This is a genomic window from Bradyrhizobium campsiandrae (assembly GCF_014529705.1).
Classification (GTDB): Bacteria; Pseudomonadota; Alphaproteobacteria; order Rhizobiales; family Xanthobacteraceae; genus Bradyrhizobium; species Bradyrhizobium campsiandrae.
On the sequence record NZ_JAANIH010000424.1, the window covers coordinates 1 to 242 of the forward strand.

Genomic DNA, 242 nt, shown 5'->3' on the forward strand with positions numbered 1-242 from the left:
CTTCCGCTTCGCTCGAAAACGCTAGCCTGCAGCCTCGGCGCGATCGAGCTCGCGCTCAGTCACCACGCGATTGCGGCCGCCGCCCTTGGCGAGATAGAGCGCGCGATCGCAGCGCTCGATCAGATCGCCCGGACGCAGGGCCTCGTTCGGCCGCGTCGCTGCGACGCCGATCGACACCGTGACCACCATGTGGGCCGAGGTGATGTGCGGCAGGCAGAGCTGCAGCACGGCCGAACGGACCT

At 69.0% G+C, this 242-nt stretch carries 1 protein-coding gene; it reads right to left on the reverse strand.

Annotated features, from left to right (window positions below; genetic code table 11):
* Positions 1 to 21: 21 nt before the first annotated feature.
* On the reverse strand, positions 22 to 242 hold a 221-nt coding region (locus tag G8O24_RS43770; protein ID WP_188108502.1), incomplete at its 5' end, for a diguanylate cyclase domain-containing protein.